Source organism: Sulfurimonas crateris (assembly GCF_005217605.1).
GTDB lineage: Bacteria > Campylobacterota > Campylobacteria > Campylobacterales > Sulfurimonadaceae > Sulfurimonas > Sulfurimonas crateris.
In genome coordinates this window covers 55524-72817 of the sequence record NZ_SZPX01000007.1, presented here as the reverse complement: position 1 = coordinate 72817, position 17294 = coordinate 55524, and the positions used below count along the sequence as shown (strand labels likewise).

Below are 17294 nucleotides of genomic sequence, written 5' to 3'. Positions count from 1 at the left end.
CTCCTTAATTTCCGTGCTGCTCTTCCCAAGCTTCAAACTCGGGAGTAAAGTACTCTATTCTTACCTTTTTAAACTCTCTAGAGCTGTAAAGAGGCATATGACTTTTTGCTTCTATCTCAGACGCCATCTCGGCAATGATACCATTTGTCTCATCCGTGCTCTTACCGTGAACCATCGTAAAGAGGTTATATGGCCAATTCGCATATTTAGGACGAAGATAACAGTGAGAAACCGCGCTAAATGCAGCAGCTTTTTCGCCTATTGCCTCTCCGTTTGCCTCATCAACATCCCACACCACCATAGCATTAGCACTAAATCCAGCTTTTCTGTGATTTAGGATCGAAGCAAACCTTCTCATAACACCTGCCTCTTGGAGTTCATCCAAAATACCAAAGAATCTGTCGTAATCAATTCCCAGCTCATCTACTGTTTTCTTAAACGGCTCGCTTACTATATCTATGTCATATTGAGCGCGTCTGATTACTGCATGGTGAAGAGGAGTAAGCTCAATATCACTGTGTTTTACTCTCTTTACTTCTTCTTTCTTCTCATCTTTTCCTGTAGTGTTGAGCTTTACGTTTATCTTGAAAAGTTTTAGGGTAGGAAGCATTATATACTCCTCTGCTCCCGTAGCCTCAGCCAAAACTTCGAGCGTTTTTTCAAGACCTAGTTTTGAGTTTGGAGCCACGGCAAGAGTGAACCAGATGTTAAAATCGTGATTTCTCTCATAGTTGTGTGAGATGCCAGGATGCGAATTTATTATTTTAACCGCATCGCTTATTTTGTCTGCAGGGATCTTAAATGCCACCAAAGAAGAGATATAACCGAGTCTCTTGGTGTCAAATATTGCCGACGTCTGACGAATTATATTGCCCTTCTTTTGTTCACGTAAGATCTCAAGAACGTCATCCTCGCTCATACCCAGCTCATCAGCGATCGCCTTAAAGGGTTTTGCCACCAAAGGAAACTTCTTTTGAATACGCGATAAAATTTCATCTTTCATATATATTACTGTTCCATTCATTATATTTATTTATGTCGATTGTAATCTAATTTCAATTAATTAGAGTTGATGTCTATCAATAAGAGTTTTAAAAAAAGTATGATACTATGTCACTTAAATAGAGACGAAAAGAGATAGATTGAGTTATTTTCCGGCCTTCTTAAAACTTGAAAATAAAAAGATCCTTATAGTCGGTGGCGGGGTTATAGCTTATCAAAAACTAAAACACCTTTTGGATTTTACATCTGAGATATCCGTAATAGCCCTTGAGTTCTCTGAAGATATGCAAAAGGCCATTGACGACAACGGCTTACACTTTGAAAAAAGAGGCTATAGCAAGGGAGATATAGAGGGCTTTGCAATCGTTATTGTTGCAATTGACGACATACCTCTTCAAGCGGAGATATTTAAAGACTCAAGAGAACACGGCTCTCTTTGCAATGCTGTAGATTCGGTGGAGTATTGTGATTTTATCTTTCCATCATATCTGAAGAACGATGACCTGACTATTGCGATATCCACTTCAGGAGCTTCTCCTGCAGTTGCAAAGCATCTTAAAAGATACCTTCAAGAAGTTATCCCCTCAGATATATCTGTTTTTTTACAAGAGATGAGAGAGTTAAGAGAGACTCTTCCAAAAGGGAGAGAGAGAATGAATATGCTTGATAAAAAAGCGGAGGAGTATATTAAAAGATGGAGAAGAAGATGAGTTTAAAAAAAGCACTAATATTTGGATTTTTTACAGCCTTTTTGATTTTGGGGATCGTCTCAATGAAAAGAGCAATTCCAGAAACAGCAAAAGAGGAGCGTATCTACAAAGCTATAAAAGTTTATAGCCCATACGTAGTCGAAAAAAAGGTCGGTGGACTAAATATAATTGACAAACGAAACGGGGAGAAAGAGAGCCCAAGTGCCAAAGAGTTTCTCTTTAGACTTGATGAACTTGATAAAAACTGGGGTAAAGAGCACTTAAGAGTTGAAAATAACGAGGTTTTGGTCATCGGTGAGAACAATCAGAGTGTTGCTAGGATCTTTATAGAGAACGATAAAGAGAGAGATTTTCTTAAAAACTTTTTTGGGATCTAGCCTCCAAAAAACAGACTGGCTCTACTCTCTTATCTTACAAGATAGAAATAGAGCAGCCAGCAGCACGATAACAGAACTTGTATAGAGTACTGTGTAACTGAAAAAGTGCAAAACAACTCCGCCTATAATCGAGAAAAATATCCCCAATGAGACAATATTCATCTGTAGCGCTATATAGATCGGTCGTTTATCCGCAGGTGCTATCTTCAATATAAGATTGCTGGATGCTATGCGGTTTCCGTCTATTGAAGCGCCTACCAAAAAGAAGATAAGCATATATTCATAAAGCGATGATGCGTTGGTGGCCAAGAGTATAGCAGTTATCTGAAGAGATATAGAGATTTTTGCAGTCAATGTGTTGTACCCACGTCCACTGAGAGTTCCCCACAAGAAGTTGCTAAGCATCGCTCCTACCATCTGAGTCGTGATCAAAGAACCTATCGCTATACCGTCAAGATCTATCTTCTGCTGGGCATCAAGAATAATGAACGGCAGTGCTATTAAGTATCCGTATGCCAAAAGAAAAGTAGTGACCTGAGTCTGCAGATGAGCATCCGCTTTTAAGATTGCATATGAGTTTTTTAAGAACTTTCCAAACGAACTCTCTTTTTTAGAGACCTCCTCTTTCACCGGCTCATCTACAGTGGCAAATGCCAAATATCCAAAACCCATAATAAAAGAGCTGATTATAAAGAGATAGCCGTAACTCTGGGGCGGCTCAAATGACTCCAATATCCAAGCAGCAAGCGCACCGCTTATAAGACCGCCTACCGCACTGAAAAACTGCCTGTATGCCATTGTTTTTCCGCGAAAAGAGTGAGAAAATATCTTAGCCATTATCTCTCTAAAGTAAATTGCGGCAAAACCTGCACTAAAAGAGAACATAAAGAGCCCAAAGCCGATGGAAGCGAGTGTAATATTTGGATAGTTTTCACCGAAGAGTATAATTGCAACGCCTATGAGGAACCACGACAAAAATCTTATAAAAAAGATTCTGCGAAGATATGGCATCATGAGCTTGTAGGTCTGAGCGTGAAAAGCTGCAAATAACTGCACTACGATCGCGCCTCCGCGAAGAAGGGCTGCAAAAAAACCTACAAGCATAGAACTGCCGCCGAAGTAGTTTACTATTAGCGGCAAAATCGTAGAGGGTTCGGCAATGGTAGTCCCGATCGCCAAAAAGAAACCATGCAGAATATTTTTTACATGGTTAGAGAATTTATCCATTTAGTTTTTCATAAGCCTCTTCTATGGTTGCGGCTTTTTGAGCAACAAAAAGAAAAACAGCAGCGTTAAGTTTTGCCAACTTTAAAAATTCATTTGAGGGGTTGTTTGTCTGCTCCAGCGACTCCTCAAGAGTTATCTTCTCCCAAGATTTCGTATAGTTTATCCCGAAATACTCAGGGTCAACTATGATCTCCTCTACCTCTTCGTTCTCTGCTATCCAGAGGCGTCCTTTGCTAAAGAGCTCAGGAGTGCCTTCGTTGCCTTGAATAAGTGCGAGTCTTTTATATCTGTCGGCAAAAGTATCCACATACTTTTTAACGAACGGCTTATGAAAAACACCAGTGATCGCATACTCGCTCGATGCGACGTTTGGAAGTTTCTCTATGGTATTTAGCCCCGTGCGAAGTCCAAGTCTCATACGCATCGACGTTAATTCATGCATCTCTTTAAAAAAATCTGCTCTGTCAAAATAGTGTATATTTTTATTCAGCTCAATATTTGTAGCCACCTCTTTAAGAGTTATACCCTTTTTTGCAGGTGTCAACTCATCGCCGACTACAACAAGATTAAGCTCTGACTCCTCCAGCACTTTTGCGACAAGTGGAAAAATAAAAGGATTATTCTGCTTGCCGTCAAAGGGATAGCCAAGCTCTATAGAGTTTGATACTGCTCTTTTTTGAATAAATCCGTCACACGCCGCAACAACGCCTTTAAACTCATCAATTGTCTCAGGTTTTAGCCTCCATCCGAGTAAAAAAGCGGCTATCTGCTCATCATATGCAGATCTGTTTAAAACCTGCTCCATCATATCTTTTGCCTCTTCAAAGGTCAAATTTCTATTGCCTTTTTCACCAGTTCCTACGGCGTGAATATATTTGAAAAAATCCATTATTATCTCTTTGTGCTTTTTAGTTTTTAGTATCATATAGTTATTTGGCTAATATTGAGATAATTTAATTAAATAGATGAGAATCTAACAGTTTTTGAAGCAGGCTCTTTGCGGAGACGATTAATCTCTCCGCAATTAGAGTATATTATTATATAGAGAGTTTAGTGATCCAAGCCCTCTTTTTTCAACTCATCTACGATCGCTTGTCTAAGTTTTAAAAGCTCATCCATTGGCGCATTTTTATTATCACCTGCGATCTGCTCGTTTTCATATACTACAGTTGAAGAAACCGTTTTATCGCCGATTATTTTTTCGACTATCACAGCATTACTCTTAAACTCAGTAACACGCCACCCCTCTTTTACTCCGGCGATCTTTATAGCCTCTAATACATTTTCATTACTATGATGACCCACATATATTGCATTTTCCGAAATCGCCTCAGGCCCCTTTGCGCCCATCTCCAAACCACCGCTGCACCCCACAGACAATATAAGAGTCACAGCAGAAACAACTACTATTGAGAACATTTTTTTCATCTTTTTTCCTTTATAGTACACATTAAATTTTGCGTAAAATTAATTATATTTAAAAAAAATTAATTAATCAATGATATAATGACAAACTTAAAAATAAAATTGAAAAGAGTTACTTTATAATGCTTCAAGATATTGTCCTTATACTTGTCATGTCTGTTCCTATGCTAATGTTCTCTGTATACCCCGGTATAAAGCTCGGTGACTATCTTCAGGAAAAATATGACCTCCAAGAGAAGCAAAAACGAATCGTCTCTGTCGCTACAACACTTATATTTGCGGTAACTCTCTCATCTCTGCTCCACTTTATGTAATCTTTAAAATATAATCTAACTCCATTAGCAAAGCTAATAAAAATAGCCAAATATGTTTCAGATTGTTACACTAATACTAAAATAAACCTTAATTTTTAACTTTAATAGAAAAATTGACGTATATCAACAGTTTTTAAATTAATTAGGACTAAACTTCTCTTGATTCTGAAAAATTTAGTAATTGTAAGGAGAGTGAAAATGGTTGGTGAGGTTTTGATGACACAAGACATTCTTGTTGAAGATTTCTTGACAATTTTTGTCTCTTCTACTCTTGTTTTAGTATTTGGAGGATTCTATGTTGGTATATATACAGCTGTAAAAGTTAAACTTCTTAAAAATTGGGCCATGCCTTTTGGCTACATATTTTGGGTATTAACAGCTTACTGTTTGTATCTAATGGGAAGTTTGATGCATGTAAATGATTTTACGGCGAAGGCTTTAGTTGTTGCTGCTTTGGGGCTGTTATTACTTCCTCATGCAGTCTATTACATGCAAGATCGTGTTCACGAAGAGAACGAACACTGATCTACTAATATATATATTGACCCATAATTTATAGGAGGGTACAGTGGCAAAAAAATCCGTATGGAGTGACAATCGCTTCTGGCAACGTTCGGCAGGATGGATAACAGGAGTTGCATCAGTTCTATTGTTGTGGCTAACGTTCGATACGATACCACAGATAACAATGGGTAGTGATGCTGATTTAGAAAATGGTGTAACCAAAAGGGTTCCTGGACCTACGGTTATTAATTATAAGATTACTTATGAAATGGACAAAAAACGTCATCACGAAGTTCCGGTGATCGGTGGAGCAAACGCAGAGGGAAGATCATCTTTTCAGGAAAAAGAGAAGTTCTTCGGAAGAGATGACTGGAGCGAAGAAGAGGCTGGTGAGTTACTTCACTTAGGAAAACTAGCTTCACAAACTAAAAACTGTATGAACTGTCATACGCTTCTTGGAAACGGTGCATATTACGCTCCGGATTTGACAAAAGCATGGCTAGATCCGGCTTGGGGTCCTAACGGTCCAATGCAGGCAATGACAGGTAAAAATACAAAAGAAGAGGCTATGGCGGAATTTTTACAATTTCCATCTCAATACCCTACTCACGCACGTATGATGCCAAACCTTGGTATTACTGCTGAAGAGGCTAAAGGTCTAGTTGCTTTCTTAAAACATATGTCATCAATAGATACAAATGGTTTCCCAAGAAACTTTGGAAAAATAGAAGGAGCAGTCAATGGCAAATAGTTATTTAAAATATGAGTCTAAAAAATTAGCAACATGGTATTTTACCTTTGCTGCAATAATTTTTGGTGCACAACTACTTTTTGGTCTTGTCGCTGCTATTCAATACGTAATGCCAAGTTTCATGTTTGAAGTTGTTGACTTTTCGGTTGCAAGAATGATACATATCAACGCACTTGTTGTTTGGATGGTTTTTGCTATGTTTGGTTCAGTTTACTGGCTACTGCCAGATGAGACAGGTATAGAGACTGTAGGTATCGGTTTAGGAAAGTTTCTTTTCTGGGCATTTGCTGCTGCTATCGTTGTTGTCGTGCTTGTTTATCTATTTATTCAGGTTGGACCTGCAGATGAGACATCTATCTGGTTTATCCATGAGGGTCGTGAGTATATTGAAGCTCCTCGCTGGGCAGACTTTGCTATAGTGGTAGTTGCTCTTGGATTTGTTGCTAACCTCTACATGACTGGTATGAAGGGTAACCGCTCTGGAATCGTAACTGTTTTAATGGCAGATATGATCGCTTTTGCAGGTTTATATTTAGCTGGTATGTTCTGGACAGATAACATCTCTATAGATCAGTTCTGGTGGTGGTGGGTAATCCACTTATGGGTTGAAGCTACTTGGGAAGTTTTCGTTGGTTCGATTGCAGCTTACGGTCTAATAACAATGATCGGTGCACACCGTAAAGTTGTTGAGATGTGGTTATGGATCGAAGTTTCAATGCTATTTGGTTCAGGTATCTTAGGACTTGGTCACCACTACTTCTGGATCGGTACACCTGAGTACTGGTGGGAAATTGGTGCACTATTCTCTGCACTAGAGCCGCTACCGCTTGTTGCGATGTTTATCCACGTTCTTTATGACTGGGGTAAAATGCAAGGTCAAGAGGACGCAAAAGGTCTTGAGCAGTCTGTTATTACAAACAAACCTGCTTTTACTTGGTTCGTTTTAAATGCATTCGGTAACTTTTTAGGTGCTGGTATTTGGGGATTCTTCCACACATTACCACAGGTTAACCTATATACGCACGGTACACAGTTTACATCGGCGCACGGACACTTGGCGTTCTTTGGAGCTTATGCTACTATTCTTATAGGTATGATGTATATGGCTGTTCAAGGTAAGAACGGCATTAAAGTAATGAACAACACTAAATCGACTATCTGGGCAACTAGTATGATCGTTGGTGGTGTTCTTGGTATGACAATGGCGCTTACTGTTGCTGGTTATGCGGACTTTATCGTTTCACGTGCACAATGGGGTGCTACATGGGAAGGTTACTTCGCTGGTCAGTCAACTATATGGCTAATCCAAGGTATGAACTGGAGGGTTATTATGGGTGTAATTACATTCATAGGTTTCTTCTTCCTAGTTAAAGACTTATTGAGCATCGGTAAAGCTGCTCATCACGTACGTTAAGGAGTAAAAGATGAATTCAACTGCAATGTTTGAGCCATTCGTAGATGTTGTGCCTAGCTTTTTCGGTACATTGGCGCAAGGTCCGTTAACCTTAACTATATTTCTACACACTTTGATTGTACTTCCAATGATTTGGATCTACAAGCAAGAGAAAGCTCGTTTAGAGCAAGAGGGTTAATTTAGCCATTAGTCGTGCAGGGCCTTCGGGCCCGCATATTCGTCTATTTTAGAAGGAGAAATAAAATGAGATTAGATAAATTAGTTATGTCAGTTGCTGCAATGGCAGTAGTGGGTTCGGGTATGGTTGTCCAAGCGTCTAGCAAGATGGATGTAGAGTTGGTTTTTGAAAAAGAGTGTCAAGGTTGTCACGGTCCTAACCTAGAGGGTGGTGTTGGTTCTGATTTACGTCCTGCAGTTACTGCTAAGAAAAACGCTTATGAGCTTGCAGAAGTTATTTTAAACGGTAAAGCTGGTACAGCGATGCCTCCGTTTAAAGATAAATTTACTAAAGATGATGCTGATGCTATGGTTGATTATATTCAACACTTCAAAGGCAGAAAGATCAAGCAGCTTACTCTTGAGACTGTAAAAGAGGGATGGAAGCCGTTAAACGACAGAATGAAATTCTTCACTCAGTACCCAAATGCTGCTGATGTTAAGAAAAATACAGATATCTGTTTCGTAACAGAGCGTGATGCTGAGCGTGTTGCTTTCGTTGATGGTACAAACGGCAAGATCTTATCAAAGCACCCTGCTGGTTTTGCTGTTCACGTAACGGTTACAAATAAACGTCAGCCTCGTTATGCTTACTCGATCTCTCGTTCAGGTCTTGTAACCATGTTTGACCTTAACACTCCAGGGCAGCAAAAAATTGCTGAGTGCCAAGTTGGTTCCGACTCTCGCGGTCTTGCAGTTTCACCGGACGGTAAATACCTAATGGCTGGTAACTATGTTCCAGGCGGTGCTGTACTTATGGATGCGATGACATTGGAACCTCTAAAAGTTTATCCGACGTCAAGTGTTATTAAGCCAAACGGTGACATCGATTCATCTCGTGTAGCTGGTATCTTTGATACTCCATACGGTCCTTATTTCGCATTTGCACTTAAAGACGGTGGTCACGTATACATCGTAGATTACTCTAAACCTAACTTTCCAATCGTTGGAGATATTCCAAATATCGGTGATATCCTTCACGATGGTTTCTTAAATGAGGGTAAAGAGATAGGTCGTTACCTATTTATCGCTTCTCAAGGAAGTGACGTTGTAGGTGTTGTAGACTTTAAAACTAAATCTTTAGTTACAAAAATCTATACAGGCCCTGCATCTAAGCCACACCCGGGTCAAGGTTCTTCTTGGTTTAATGAGGGTCTAGGACAACAACTTGGTGCTACTGTTAACATGAACCTAGGACAGGTAACTATCTGGGACAGCAACTTTGACGTTATTCGTCAGATTCCAATCGGCGGCGGTGGACTGTTCATCGGTACATCTGAGCACACTCCGTTCCTTTGGGCTGATAACGTTCTTGGCTCAAGCGATGTTTGGAATCAAGTTCACTTGATCAACAAGCAGACTCTTGAAGTTGACAGAATCATCACTGTAGGTACAACAAAAGGTACTGTTATAGATCCTGTAACTCACAAGACTCTCTACTCATGGGATGTTCCGACAGTTAAAGATGACAAAGGCAACGTAGTTGTTCCTAGAATTCTTCACGCTGAGCCTGCTAACCACGGTTACTGGACTATGATCTCTGAGTGGAATGCTGGTCGTATCGGTATTTATGAAGCTAAAACAGGTAAGTTCGTTAAATACATCACTGGTTTAACAACTCCTACGTTTACTTACTCTATCGAGCACAGACAAACTATTCCAGGTGCATAATTTGCTCCTTCTCTCCCTTGTGGAGAGAAAACTTTTTTTATTTTTAACAATTAAGTTTCTCAACTAAAAAATACTCATAAACTTTAACAGCATCTAAAGCTTCTCAGCTGTACAGCACTACAGAGATTAATAATTTTTGACAACATTAAGCCAAGATTCAAGCTTGATTTGGCTAGAATTATATACAAAGGTAAAGAGATAATTATGAAAAAAAGTATACTAATATCGCTCGCTTTAACTTCCCTTTTATCTGCAAATGAAGTAGATGGAAAGGTAGTTTTTGAGACTTATTGCTGGGGATGTCATCATCAGATCTCCGAAGCATTCGGTCCATCTTTTACAGAGATAGCTTCCAAGCGCTCTTATGATGAGATTCAGGCATATATTTTAGACCCTGAGTCTATGTATAAGGCTTTTGGATATAAGCGTACGGTAATGACAAAATTAAAATTAACAGACAAAGAGAGAGAGGCAGTTGCAAAATATGTTCTCTCATACAAAGGCAAATAGATGTTCAGATTATCAAACCTTATATCATCTGTCGTTGAAGGCAAACCTGAGAGAGTTCTTGACGGTTCTATTGCGATATGGAACTTTACGAACCGTTGTAACCTCTCATGTCTTCACTGTTACTCAAAATCAACACTTGATGAAGTTGATACGCTAACGACGGAGCAGATCAAAAAGACTATCTTGGAGATGAAGGAAAATGGCGTTAAGTTCATTATCTTCTCAGGTGGTGAGCCGCTTACAAGAAAAGATCTCTTTGAGATCGCAGATTTTTGTAAAGCCAACGGGATAATAACCTACCTCTCAAGCAACGGTCTCTATTTCACAAAAGGAAATATTGAGCGCATTGTAAGCACCTTCAACTACGTCGGTGTCAGTATTGACGGTGATGAGCCTACGCACGACTATTTCAGAGGCCTAAAAGGGGCGTTCAAAGAGACGCTTAAAGCGGTTCAGCTTGCAAATGCAACCGGAGCCAAAGTAGGTATAAGATTTACCGTTACAAAAGATACGATCAACTCTTTGGAGTATATTTTTGACCTTGCGGAGAGAGAGAATATTCCAAAGATATATATCTCTCATCTAGTCTACTCAGGACGCGGACTCGATAACCTAAAAATGGATCTATCAAAAGAGCAAAGAAGAGAGGCGGTCGAGTTCATCCTTGACAAGGCATTTGAATACTATGAGACCGGCAGAGACATCGAGATAGTCACTGGAAATATGGAGCAGGATGCAATTCTATTTTTAAATAGATTTGCCCAAAAATACCCACATCTAAAAGAGACTATGGGAGAGCGTCTTGTCTCTTGGGGTGGAAACAGTGCTGGTCGCAAGCTCCTTAATATAAACAGCGAAGGCGATGTAAGACCTGACCCATTCTTCCCGCTAACAGTCGGAAATATAACGAAACAGGACTTCGGTGAGATCTGGCAGAGCGGCGAACTGCTAGACCAGCTAAGAATTTACCCAAGACGCCAGATAAGCGGCATCTGTTCAGAGTGTGAGCAGATTGATATCTGTAACGGAGGCTCTAGATCAAGAGCTTACGCGATCACAGGCGATCTCTGGAGCGAAGATCCGTCATGCTACCTAAGCGAGCAAGAGAGAAGGAAAAATTAATGAAGATAGATAAAATAGTATTGAGTGTGTCACTTTTAGCGGCAATCTTTGTAAATGCCGAGGCGAAAGGATTAAATCCTATTCTTGCTGAGCTAAGAGGAAACGACAAAATATTTATAGTCGAGAGAGAGAGCAGCTCACTTGCGATCATAGATCAGGGACTTACAAGAAACCACATGGAGGGCATGCATGATATGAATCACGGTGTTGTCAAGTTTTACGACGACGACGGATATGTCATCTCCCGTGACGGATATATCATAAAATTTGATCCCGTTAAAGAGAAGATAATCAAAGAGTTTAAAACGAGTGACAGCGCTATCGGATTTACCGTTACAAAAAACTATATAGCTGTCGCAAACTACGCTAAAAAGAGCGTTGATATTCTAGATAGAGATCTAAACCCTATAAAATCATTTGAAACAGGCTCAAAAAATGTCGGTATCAAACAGTATAAGAACTATCTTATCTTCTCTCAGATGGACAACGACAAGATAACCGTGTTAAAAGATAAAAATGAGGGCAAAGGTCTGCCTGATTTTGAGATACATAAAGAGTTTGAAGATGTAGGCGTTATGCCTTTTGACGCTATGATAAAAAACAACCACTTTATTACCGGTTTTTTTAAAAGTGACTTTTTTGGTGTTGTAGATCTTGATACGATGACATACTCAAAGATCGATATTTTGCTTGAAGACAGAAAACCTGTTCTAAAAGTACCGCACTTCGGTTTTTGGAGCATAAGCGATGGTCACGTATTTATACCTGCTGTCGGAAACAATAAAGTTCTTGTCTACACTCCGGACTTTAAATTTGTAAAAAACATTGAGACAGAGGGACTTCCAGTCTTTACGGCTCTTAGCCCGGATCAAAAACATATGGCGGTCACTTTCAGCGGCGATAAATTTCCTGTTGTTCAGATCATAGATACAAAAACTCTTGAGATCGTAAAAAGATTTGAGTTTGATGGGAAAGTCCTTCATCTAAGATGGTCCAACCTTAGACCAAATCTCTATATCTCAGTAAACGACACAAACAAGATAGCAGTTATAAACACAAAAGATTGGTATCTCTCTCGTGAGATATACAATGTCAAAAAACCATCGGGTCTATTTATTTACGAAGAGGAAAACAAGTAATGGGTAAAGTCTATTTAACAGGAGCAGGACCTGGTGATATTGAGCTACTGACTCTAAAAGCACTTAGAGTTATCAAAGAGGCGGATGTTGTCATTTATGATCGCTTAGCCAACCCTGATATATTAAAAGAGGCAAAAAACGGCTGCGAATTTGTATATGTAGGCAAAGAGGATGGCAGACATATCATGCCTCAAGATGACATTAACGAGGTTATCTACCAAAATGCACTGAAATATGAAAATGTGGTGCGCCTTAAAGGTGGAGATCCGTTCGTTTTTGGACGCGGCGGTGAAGAGGCTCTATATCTGCGTGAAAGAGATATTAAGTTTGAAATCATACCTGGAATAACCTCCTCTATCAGTGCTCCGGCATATGCAGGTATACCGGTTACACATCGTGGCATAGCTGTAAGTTTTAGAGTTGTAACAGGACATGAATCTCCTCATAAAAAAGAGTCTCAGATACCTTGGGGCAACTTTAAAACCGATGACACTATCATCTTCTTAATGGGTCTTCACAATCTTCCTAAGATCTCAAAAAAACTCATCGAAATAGGCAAAGCAAAAGATTACCCTTGTGCAGTCATCTCAAAGGGAACCACTAAGGATCAGAGCGTTGTTGTAGGGACACTGGAAAATATTGTAGAAAAAGCCAAAGATGTCCCGACTCCTGCACTTATAGTTGTAGGGAAAGTCGTTGAGCTTAGAGAACAGTTACAGTGGTTTGAGGAAAATGTCTAAGATACTAGATACCTCCGAAGCGGTTTTAATCGCACCAAATATCTACTGGGTCGGCATGCACCTAAAAGGCGACCCTTTTCAATGTCATCCATACCTCATCAAAAACGGCAATGAGTCAATTCTAATCGATCCAGGTTCCATGATAGAGTTTGATGAGACCGTTAGAAAAGTAAAAATGCTTATCGATATAAGCTCTATAAAATATATTATCCTCCACCACCAAGACCCAGATCTTGCCGCTGCAGTACCTGAGATAGAGAAGCTTATAAACAGAGATGATCTGCAAATTGTAACCCACTCAAGAATGTCTCTTTTGATAAAACACTATCTTGTTACTTCAAGCTACTATGAGATTGATAAAAGAGGGTATCAGCTGCTGACTTCAAGCGGCATGAAACTTGAGTTTTTAACTACCCCATACTGCCACTCTCCAGGGGCGTTTGTCAGCTATGATCCTGATTCAAAGATTCTTTTCTCAGGCGACATCTTTGGAGGAATCGATGAGTCATGGGATTTCTATGCGGATGAGAGCTATTTTTTCAAAGCCAAGCAGTTTCATCAAGAGTATATGCCAAGCAAAGATATTTTCAACTATGCACTTAGCAAAATAGAGAAACTTGACATTGAGATGATCGCTCCTCAGCACGGCTCCATTATAGAGAAAAAGTATGTCCCTAAACTGATACACGATATGAAAAACCTAGACTGTGGGCTCTATATAGATAACAAATACAATCAAGAGCTTATAAATACCATAGATGAGCTAAAGAGAAAAGAACAATCACTTAGAGAGCGAGATCTCATGCTTTCTGAGCAGTCAAAAAGAGCCGAAATTGGAGAGATGATAGGAAATATTGCTCATCAATGGCGACAGCCTTTGGCAATCATAAATACATCTCTTGCGATCTTAAAAGAGAAGAACCAAGCAGATATGCTAAGCAAGGATGAGATAGCAGACAGGCTTGAGAAGATGGAGAAGAGAGTTATCTATATGTCCGAGACAATAGAGGACTTTATGAGCTACTATACTCCTGAGAAAGAGAAGTCTTGGTTTAGTATTAATGAGGCTGTAGAAAAGGCGCTTGATTTAGTAAATCTTAAATCAAATGAGAGAGGGATCAATCTAAACCTGCCTCTAAATAGCAACTACAAGATTTTCGGGCTTATGAATGAGTTTGTACAGGTTATCGTCTCTATTTTATCAAACATCAATGACCTAATCGCCATCAAAAAGATAATCAATCCCGACATAACGATCTCTCTGTACGGAGACAATGAATCTATAACTCTATCAATAAAAGATAACTGCGGTGGAATTGATGAAAAGAACCTAACCAAGATATTTGATCCATATTTCACCACAAAACATAAATCAATAGGCACGGGGCTCGGTCTGCATATTGCGAAGATGATCATAGAAGAGAATATGGGCGGTGTGCTAGGCGCAAAAAATGTCCACTCCAAAGACCAAGAAAAACTTGGCGCAGAATTCACCATAAAGATTAAAAATGAAAATTGAAAAGATCAAAGACATCTCCATATTGCTGGCAGAAGATGAGGCGGAATTGCGTGAAACTCTCTCTGAGTATCTACAGATATTCTTCAACAGAGTGTACACTGCATCTTGTGGTAATGAAGCTTATGATATATATAAGCAGAAGAGTCCAAATATCATATTGACCGATATCAGCATGCCGAATCTTGACGGCTTAGATATGATCGCAAAGATAAGAAAGTATGACAGTGAGACAAAGATCATAGTTATGAGCGCTCACTCCGATCAGGAGAAACTGCTTAATGCTATAAAGCTGCATCTTGAGACATATCTTATTAAACCTATAAAGACAGATGCTCTTAAGAGCGTTCTCTTGGAGACGGTAGAGCTTATAAGAAAAACAACAAACAGGGCTTATGTGACTGAGACAACATATTGGGATTACGATACAGATACTCTATGGGAAAAATCTAAAGAGATAAAACTAAGAAAGATGGAGAACCTTCTTCTTCGACTCCTTTTCTCAGAACCAAACCGCTCTTTTTCTGCGGAGGAGATATTTAGATATCTTCACGAAGGAAAAGAGGAAAAAGAGTTCTCATCACATGCTGTTACATCCCTTATGAAGCGACTTAGAACAAAACTACCAGAAAACACCGTACATAATATTTACGGACTGGGGTACAAAGTTATTCCAATATCCATATAAGAGTTTTAAAACTCTCAGTATTTATGCAGCTCGTACTTCTTATATAACTCTTTTGCCTCTTCATTACCGCTATCTATAGCTTTTTGTGCCCACTCTCTTGCTTTGGCGAACTTCTCTTGGTTACAGTATATCTCTGCTAAAAGATAGTAAGCCGCCTCATCGCCATCTGCCGCATTTTTCTCAAGCCATTTGGATGCTTCGTCAAAATTTAAAAGCTGCATATAGACACGTCCTATGTTCTGCTCGGCGATCTTATGCCCAGATGTTGCCGCACTCTCTAGGAGCTGGGCTGATTTTGTAACATTTAGATCAACACCGTCACCTCTGTAGTACATCAGAGCAAGATCATACTGAGCATTTGCATTGTTCTGTTCAGAAGCCTTGCTAAGAAGTTCAAACGCCTTTAGGCTGTCCTGCTTTACATTATTGCCTCGCAGATAAAACATCCCCAAATCATACTGGGCATTAACGTTGCCGCTCTGCGCAGATCTCTCAAGCCACTCTATTGATTTTTGCGTATCTTTGTCTGTGCCAAGTCCGTTTGCATAAAGATAGCTAAGCGCGCTCTGTGCCACCGCGTCCCCGCTCTTTGCATTTTTCTCATAAAGCTCAAACGCTCTATTGTAATCTCCCTTTTTAAAAGCTTCTAAAGCCGATTTATTATCAGCATGCAAATTTAAAAGCAACAAAAAACCAACAACTATAAATTTAAACATTCCCCATCCTTTAAATTGATTCTTTATTATACACTCGGCTTTTTAATCTTTTGCAACTGATCTACAATTTTTACGACAACTATATCGGATGTAACGTTTACGGATGTTCTAGCCATATCCAGTATCCTGTCAACTGCAACTATCAACGCTATATACTCAACAGCCAGACCAAGCTGGTTTAAGATTACTACCATCATCACTAGCGATGCGCTTGGAAGTGCCGCAACTCCCACGCTTAATGCAACAACGGTCACTCCAAGCCAGAGCTGATCTGTAAAACTTAAATCTACCCCTGCAAGATGGGATATATAGAGCACAGCTATACTCAAGTATGCAGCAGTTCCGTCCATTGAAACGGTAGCGCCCAAAGGCAGAACAAAAGAGGCATTTTTCTTATCAACACCCCCGACCTCCTCTACAACACGCATCGATACAGGCAGTGTTGCCGTACTAGATGCAGTTGAGAACGCCATAATAGGTGCTTCGCGTATATCGCTTAGATATCTAAAAGGGTTGACTCGTCCAAAAAAAGCTAAAACCGCAGGCAGGGTTATAAGAGCATGAATAAGCAAAACGGAGATTACCATAAGTACATATTTCCAAAGACCTAGTATCACCTCTACTCCCTGCTCAGCTACAACGTAAGAGATAAGGCTAAAAACACCTATTGGTGTAAGCTTGATGATCCACTCCGCCATTGTAAGTATTGCGTTTGTAGCTGCGGTAAAAAAGTCCAGCATCAACTGCTTTCTCTCCTCTTTTAGATGCAGGGAAGCTATACCAAATAGAGCGGAAAAGACGATTATCTGCATCATAGAACCGTTGCTTAGGGCATGAAATATATTTGTAGGGATAAAACTTAGAATCATTGAGCCAAAAGAGAAAGATGCCACCTCAGAAGCTTTTGCATACTCTAATCCCTGAGCAGAGACAGCGTCTCCGATTGGGATCATATTCATCGCCAAAATAGCCGTAAAAACCGCAAGTGCCGTTGTTAAAATATAGAGCGCAATAGTTCTAAGCCCGATACTTTTTAGAGTGTGCAGACTTCCAAGCCCTACGATCGAGACATAGATGCTCGAAAAGACAAGCGGAACTACGAGCATCTTTAAAAAGCTTATAAACATCTCCCCTATTATCTTCTGCTTTAATGCTGCTTGCGGAAAAAAAACACCAAAAAGAACTCCGAGCACTATGCCCAAGAGAACCAATCTGTTAACGGTGGAGTACTTTTTGATCTTTTGTATCATCT

At 39.7% G+C, this 17294-nt stretch carries 20 protein-coding genes; 14 read left to right on the top strand and 6 right to left on the bottom strand.

What is annotated here, in order from left to right; translation table 11 throughout:
- Nucleotides 1-4: 4 nt before the first annotated feature.
- The gene (ahbA, locus tag FCU45_RS09430) at nucleotides 5-1003 is read right to left on the bottom strand and encodes a siroheme decarboxylase subunit alpha (protein ID WP_137014643.1); all 999 of its coding nucleotides are present in this window, start codon (nucleotides 1001-1003) and stop codon (nucleotides 5-7) included.
- A 139-nt stretch (nucleotides 1004-1142) separates the two neighbouring features.
- On the opposite strand from ahbA, the gene FCU45_RS09425 reads away from it, so the two are divergent.
- Both FCU45_RS09425 and FCU45_RS09420 read left to right on the top strand, forming a co-directional pair.
- Nucleotides 1143-1712, top strand: a complete 570-nt coding sequence (locus FCU45_RS09425) for a precorrin-2 dehydrogenase/sirohydrochlorin ferrochelatase family protein (RefSeq protein WP_137014641.1) — start codon at nucleotides 1143-1145, stop codon at nucleotides 1710-1712.
- A complete protein-coding gene (locus FCU45_RS09420; RefSeq protein WP_137014639.1) occupies nucleotides 1709-2089 on the top strand; it encodes a hypothetical protein in 381 nt (126 codons plus the stop codon). Before FCU45_RS09425 ends, FCU45_RS09420 begins: the two co-directional genes overlap by 4 nt.
- Nucleotides 2090-2110: 21 nt before the next feature.
- Here FCU45_RS09420 and FCU45_RS09415 read toward each other — a convergent pair whose 3' ends face one another.
- The 3 genes from FCU45_RS09415 to FCU45_RS09405 form a co-directional block, all read right to left on the bottom strand.
- Nucleotides 2111-3316: an MFS transporter gene (locus FCU45_RS09415; RefSeq protein WP_137014637.1), complete on the bottom strand. Its 1206-nt coding sequence runs from the start codon at nucleotides 3314-3316 to the stop codon at nucleotides 2111-2113.
- On the bottom strand, nucleotides 3309-4205 hold the full coding sequence (locus FCU45_RS09410; RefSeq protein ID WP_137014635.1) for a glycosyl transferase: 897 nt from the start codon (nucleotides 4203-4205) through the stop codon (nucleotides 3309-3311). Before FCU45_RS09410 ends, FCU45_RS09415 begins: the two co-directional genes overlap by 8 nt.
- Before the next feature lie 161 nt (nucleotides 4206-4366).
- Nucleotides 4367-4744, bottom strand: a complete 378-nt coding sequence (locus FCU45_RS09405; RefSeq protein ID WP_137014633.1) for a hypothetical protein — start codon at nucleotides 4742-4744, stop codon at nucleotides 4367-4369.
- 119 nt (nucleotides 4745-4863) lie between these two features.
- Here FCU45_RS09405 and FCU45_RS09400 point away from each other — a divergent pair, with 119 nt between their 5' ends.
- The 12 genes from FCU45_RS09400 (at nucleotide 4864) to FCU45_RS09350 (ending at nucleotide 15326) form a co-directional block, all read left to right on the top strand.
- Nucleotides 4864-5055 carry a hypothetical protein gene (locus FCU45_RS09400; protein ID WP_137014631.1) on the top strand — a complete coding sequence of 64 codons (192 nt, stop codon included), beginning with the start codon at nucleotides 4864-4866 and terminating at the stop codon, nucleotides 5053-5055.
- A 198-nt stretch (nucleotides 5056-5253) separates the two neighbouring features.
- Nucleotides 5254-5580 carry a hypothetical protein gene (locus FCU45_RS09395; RefSeq protein ID WP_137014629.1) on the top strand — a complete coding sequence of 109 codons (327 nt, stop codon included), beginning with the start codon at nucleotides 5254-5256 and terminating at the stop codon, nucleotides 5578-5580.
- 124 nt (nucleotides 5581-5704) lie between these two features.
- Nucleotides 5705-6310, top strand: a complete 606-nt coding sequence (locus tag FCU45_RS09390; protein WP_246032282.1) for a c-type cytochrome — start codon at nucleotides 5705-5707, stop codon at nucleotides 6308-6310.
- Entirely contained in the window at nucleotides 6300-7724 is a 1425-nt protein-coding gene (locus FCU45_RS09385; protein ID WP_137014625.1) for a cbb3-type cytochrome c oxidase subunit I, read from the top strand. Before FCU45_RS09390 ends, FCU45_RS09385 begins: the two co-directional genes overlap by 11 nt.
- A 10-nt stretch (nucleotides 7725-7734) precedes the next feature.
- Nucleotides 7735-7902 (top strand): hypothetical protein, encoded by a 168-nt coding sequence (locus tag FCU45_RS11615; RefSeq protein WP_170175851.1) that lies wholly within the window; start codon nucleotides 7735-7737, stop codon nucleotides 7900-7902.
- Nucleotides 7903-7967: 65 nt separating this feature from the next.
- Nucleotides 7968-9611, top strand: a complete 1644-nt coding sequence (locus FCU45_RS09380; protein WP_137014623.1) for a nitrite reductase — start codon at nucleotides 7968-7970, stop codon at nucleotides 9609-9611.
- A 204-nt stretch (nucleotides 9612-9815) separates the two neighbouring features.
- Nucleotides 9816-10121 (top strand): c-type cytochrome, encoded by a 306-nt coding sequence (locus FCU45_RS09375; protein WP_137014621.1) that lies wholly within the window; start codon nucleotides 9816-9818, stop codon nucleotides 10119-10121.
- Nucleotides 10122-11243, top strand: coding sequence for a radical SAM/SPASM domain-containing protein (locus FCU45_RS09370; protein WP_137014619.1), 1122 nt, complete (start codon nucleotides 10122-10124; stop codon nucleotides 11241-11243).
- The gene (locus tag FCU45_RS09365) at nucleotides 11243-12382 is read left to right on the top strand and encodes a cytochrome D1 domain-containing protein (RefSeq protein ID WP_137014617.1); all 1140 of its coding nucleotides are present in this window, start codon (nucleotides 11243-11245) and stop codon (nucleotides 12380-12382) included. Before FCU45_RS09370 ends, FCU45_RS09365 begins: the two co-directional genes overlap by 1 nt.
- The gene (gene cobA, locus FCU45_RS09360) at nucleotides 12382-13122 is read left to right on the top strand and encodes a uroporphyrinogen-III C-methyltransferase (protein WP_137014615.1); all 741 of its coding nucleotides are present in this window, start codon (nucleotides 12382-12384) and stop codon (nucleotides 13120-13122) included. Before FCU45_RS09365 ends, cobA begins: the two co-directional genes overlap by 1 nt.
- Entirely contained in the window at nucleotides 13115-14641 is a 1527-nt protein-coding gene (locus tag FCU45_RS09355; protein ID WP_137014613.1) for an oxygen-binding di-iron domain-containing protein, read from the top strand. Before cobA ends, FCU45_RS09355 begins: the two co-directional genes overlap by 8 nt.
- Nucleotides 14631-15326 carry a response regulator transcription factor gene (locus FCU45_RS09350; protein ID WP_137014611.1) on the top strand — a complete coding sequence of 232 codons (696 nt, stop codon included), beginning with the start codon at nucleotides 14631-14633 and terminating at the stop codon, nucleotides 15324-15326. Before FCU45_RS09355 ends, FCU45_RS09350 begins: the two co-directional genes overlap by 11 nt.
- 14 nt (nucleotides 15327-15340) lie before the next feature.
- Here the strand turns inward: FCU45_RS09350 and FCU45_RS09345 are convergent, their stop codons facing one another.
- Together FCU45_RS09345 and FCU45_RS09340 are read right to left on the bottom strand one after the other, a co-directional pair.
- Nucleotides 15341-16042 (bottom strand): tetratricopeptide repeat protein, encoded by a 702-nt coding sequence (locus tag FCU45_RS09345; protein WP_137014609.1) that lies wholly within the window; start codon nucleotides 16040-16042, stop codon nucleotides 15341-15343.
- 26 nt (nucleotides 16043-16068) lie between these two features.
- Nucleotides 16069-17292, bottom strand: coding sequence for a dicarboxylate/amino acid:cation symporter (locus tag FCU45_RS09340; protein ID WP_137014607.1), 1224 nt, complete (start codon nucleotides 17290-17292; stop codon nucleotides 16069-16071).
- Nucleotides 17293-17294 lie beyond the last annotated feature (2 nt).